Below are 4,107 nucleotides of genomic sequence, written 5' to 3'. Positions count from 1 at the left end.
GAGGTATTTACTTTTGTGGATACCTCTCATTTAATCTCAAAAGCTAGTCTTTGGGAAGAACGTGATGAGTTGAGGAAGCAAAAATATGACAAGCTCAATAATAAGAGTTTGTCTAAAGTTGCAAATGATAAACGAGCTAAAATTGGTTGTAAAGGAGGTAATAATTTTTGGTATGGTTATAAAAAACATGTTAGTGTTGATATTCAATCAGGGATGATTAATAAGGTTGCAGTTACCCCTGCAAATGTTACTGATAGCAAAGGTTTTAAACATGTTATGCCACACTCCGGTGCTACATATGTAGATAAAGCATATTGTACAAAGCCTGTCAAAGATGCAGCCACTAGGAAAGGAGTGCATCTTTGTGCTGTAAAGAAAAATAACATGCAAGATAAGAATTTTGACCTTGATAAATATTATCATAGATAACGCATAGATAGTAACAAAATTTCTACTAATTTTGTATATACTGACCAAAATTTATCTTAAATTTAAACACAAATTTTTCCAAAAAAATATTCTTCCTGTAATTCTCTGCTTAATTCCTTATCTCTCAACACTTCCTTAAAGTATAACGAAATTATGTTTACCTTAACTTGTATATTTATTATCTTGGGTATGGTTTTTTTTCTTTGGCAGTTGCAGGTTATAATATCAGAAAGCTAAATAAAAGTAGTATGATTTTAACCATAATTAATAAAATAGCTGCTATTATTATTTGGGCAGTTGCTTTTTATATTGGGGTACAAATATTGTATGAAATCGGTTTTATTAACTAGAAATATTGAAGAAAATAATGAAACTATAAAAGAAATAAGTAAATATAATTTAGATTTACGTTATATTCATTGTCCTTTAATTAAATATGAAACATTAGATTTTAATATTGATATTTTAGATAATTACTCAAATATAATAATTACTAGTAAATACGCAGCAAATATCTTAGCCGGTTATAACTTAAAACAAGATATTTGGGTAGTAGGTAGTAAGTCAAAACGATTATTAGGCAAGAAAGTAATTTATACTGCTAAAAACGTGGAAGATTTGATTAAACATTTTCCTCCTGATTTATATGAGCAGACTATATATTTATCTTCAAATGAAATTACTAAAGATTTGCCTAATAAAATAGCTAGACATATCATTTATAATGTAGAATATTTGGACGAGCTACCGTTATCAATTATAAAAGAATTTAAAAACAATATTGACTTTATTTTACTTTATTCTCAGAATAGTGCTAAAACTTTTTTAAGATTATTACTTCAAAATAATTTACTAGAATATTTACAAGATAGTTTAGTTGTAGCTATAAGTTTGAAAGTCGCAAATATAGTTAGAACTTTTATAAAAAATGTGATTTATTGTGATGATCAAAACCCTAACGATATAATCAAGTTATTATCCGAAAATGCAAAAATTTGATAGTTTATTTAAAAGCAAAAATATCTTTTTTATAGCAATAGTAATATTTGTCTTATCTTCTTTTACTTTTTATCATAATAGAGCCGATATTTTAAAACTGTTTAAAAGTGAAAATAAAGATTTAAGTCAAATTTCTGATCAAGCAGTAGAAAATAAAGAAAATACCGCAGAAGAAAAGGAAGCAGCCCCTCTATTATCTACTAAGTCGCTTTTAAATTACGTAAGTTCTTTAAAGTTCCCTGAAGCACCGCCTGAACAGAAACTAGAAACTATTTCAGCCTCATCCAGAGATAAAGAGCAAGAAGCAAAACCTATGACTAATAGGAGAACAACGAGTGACGATATAGGCGGATGGGGATCAATTGACTATATTAATTACTTATTAAATGTAAATCTATTAATATATAATTTTATGCAAGATAAGGATTATAGCAAAGAACTAAAAACCTTATATTTCAATTGGTTACCTCTAGATATAAAGAATATTTTAAATAACTTAGAAGCATATAATAATAATTATCTTTTCTCGAAATCAAGTAGTACGGAAGTAATTTTTCCTACCAACCATAAATGGTTGGAGAAATTTATCAAAATTGAGAAAAAACCTTCTGCTACGATAATAAAAGAACAAGATAAAGCTCTAATTTTAGAGAAATTAAACTATCTAATCGATTTTCTTTATTCAGAAAAATTTATGCAGGAGTTTGTAAATAAAGATGTTTAGGTTATTATTAATATGTACTACTTTTTTACTACTTTATTTCGGGTTTACTTTAATAGAGAGCTTTGATTCCAAAGTTTTTATTAGTTTATACGATTATAATATTGAGACTACTTTGTTCTTTAGTCTTATTTTAGGGTTATTATTACTAATTTCTTGTTTTATTGTCATTAGATTTCTAATATTAATTATCGATTTACCGTCTAAAATACATAATATTTTTAATAAACGAAAAGTTAATCATGATAGATATACTTTAATTTTAGCTTTTGCCGAATATATTATGAGTAATAAAGCTAAATCTGCTTCTATTGCCCGCAAAAATTTATCTTCTGAAGATCTAAAAGATTCACAAGAATTCCATAATTTAATCTTAGCCGTAACTGAAGAGGATGTAGATAGAAAAATTTCCTATTTTCAAAAACTTATTACATCTAAAGAATTTGTTTTTTACGGTAGCAAAAACCTAGCAAAACTTTATTATGATAAATCTTTGTATGAGAAAGCAGAAAATTACGCAACAAAGGCTTATAATTTCAATGAACTTGATAGTGACAATTTAATTACTTTAATGCGTTGTTATGCTAGACTTTCTCTATGGACGAAATTTATTTTTATAACAAATAAGCTCGCAAAATTTCATAAACATGAGTCTATGCCGGAAATTGCTGAGTATTATTTATTAGCAACAAAGCAAGAAGTAGAAAGTAATAATACGGCTAATGCTATAGATTATTTGGAAACAGCTATAGATTTAAATTTTTATAACGATGAATTACTAGAATTTTACTTTAATTTAAATGATAAGCTTAATATTAATAAAAAGACCAAAATATTAAAAGATGCTTTTCGTATTATCCCTTCTTTAAAATTAGTGCAGCTATTTAAAAAATTTACTTCTCTATCAGATAGGCAAATTTACGAAGAATTAACTCAAGAGTTAGATGCTAAAAAAGATGAAATATTAATTTTGGCAATAGAAGCTTATTTAGAATTATAGGTGTTGTTGTATCATGTCATTCCTGCGAAAGAAATATTTTAGTATTTTTAACTGGATCCCGTGGTCAAGCCACGGGATGACAGAGGTGAAATTGATCCACGCGGGCAACGCCTACTCGCAATGACGGATAAGACAAAACCTAATATAAAAATAGTTTCTTTTGGCTCTTACTAATTTCTTCATTTACATTGTTATTATGGTAATGATAATTAGATTGGATCGTTATTAAATAATCACTTATTGCTTTAGAAAATTCTTCAGTTTTATAACGAAAGAAATGGTCAGCCCCATTGATAATTTTATAATCAACTTTAATATGGGATTGTTGCTTAGATAATCTATTTGCTAGGTCTTTTACATCATCTGCCGATACTATACTATCATTATCTCCCTGTAATATAAACCCTGGGATGGGACAAGGTGAAAGGAAAGAGAAGTCATATTTATGAATTGTATTAACCGGCGGCGAAATAGTAATAAAATGATTTATTTCTGGACGTCTCATTACAAGCTGCATAGCTATCCATGCTCCAAAAGAAAAGCCTAATATCAGATTAGACTGAGCATTTGGGTTATTCTGCTGTAACCAGTCGAGAGCTGCCCCAGCATCAATAACTTCACCGACTCCATTATCAAATTTACCTTGCGATCCCCCTACTCCTCTAAAATTAATACGTAAGACGGTATAACCGTTATCTGCTAAAATTTTATAGGCATTATAAACTACTTTATTATTCATATTACCCTCATATAAAGGATGAGGATGAAGAACTAATGCAATAGGAGCATTAGGTGAGGTAGCTTTTGCATATCTTCCTTCAATTCGCCCTTCCGGACCGTTAAAATAAATTTGCGGCATAATTATTCATAATATTTAATTTGTTCGATATGATATTTTACCACTTTTTCTTATTAGTGCAACTATTCTTATATTTTAAACACTATCAGGGAGTGTTGA

The 4,107-nt window shown here is 28.3% G+C and carries 5 protein-coding genes and 1 pseudogene; 5 read left to right on the top strand and 1 reads right to left on the bottom strand.

Features of this window, described 5'->3' with window-relative positions; genetic code table 11:
* From SB78_RS03195 to SB78_RS03180, 5 genes and pseudogenes are all read left to right on the top strand, one after another.
* On the top strand, positions 1–429 hold a 429-nt coding region (locus tag SB78_RS03195; RefSeq protein WP_041078596.1), incomplete at its 5' end, for a transposase.
* Between the two features lie 150 nt (positions 430–579).
* Positions 580–779: pseudogene (locus SB78_RS07925) on the top strand (amino acid transporter); the annotation flags it as partial.
* Positions 757–1,428: a uroporphyrinogen-III synthase gene (locus tag SB78_RS03190; protein WP_041078594.1), complete on the top strand. Its 672-nt coding sequence runs from the start codon at positions 757–759 to the stop codon at positions 1,426–1,428. The pseudogene SB78_RS07925 and the gene SB78_RS03190, both read left to right, overlap by 23 nt.
* On the top strand, positions 1,415–2,152 hold the full coding sequence (locus SB78_RS03185) for a palindromic element RPE2 domain-containing protein (protein ID WP_041078592.1): 738 nt from the start codon (positions 1,415–1,417) through the stop codon (positions 2,150–2,152). The genes SB78_RS03190 and SB78_RS03185 overlap by 14 nt, the downstream gene beginning before the upstream one ends.
* Positions 2,145–3,149: a tetratricopeptide repeat protein gene (locus SB78_RS03180; protein ID WP_041078590.1), complete on the top strand. Its 1,005-nt coding sequence runs from the start codon at positions 2,145–2,147 to the stop codon at positions 3,147–3,149. The genes SB78_RS03185 and SB78_RS03180 overlap by 8 nt, the downstream gene beginning before the upstream one ends.
* A gap of 139 nt (positions 3,150–3,288) precedes the next feature.
* Here the strand turns inward: SB78_RS03180 and SB78_RS03175 are convergent, their stop codons facing one another.
* Complete coding sequence (locus SB78_RS03175) at positions 3,289–4,008, bottom strand: alpha/beta hydrolase (protein WP_041078587.1); 720 nt, start codon at positions 4,006–4,008, stop codon at positions 3,289–3,291.
* Positions 4,009–4,107 lie beyond the last annotated feature (99 nt).

The organism is Rickettsia asembonensis, assembly GCF_000828125.2.
Lineage (GTDB): Bacteria > Pseudomonadota > Alphaproteobacteria > Rickettsiales > Rickettsiaceae > Rickettsia > Rickettsia asembonensis.
The sequence above is the reverse complement of the archived record's forward strand: the minus strand, read 5'-3'. Positions and strand labels throughout refer to the sequence as shown.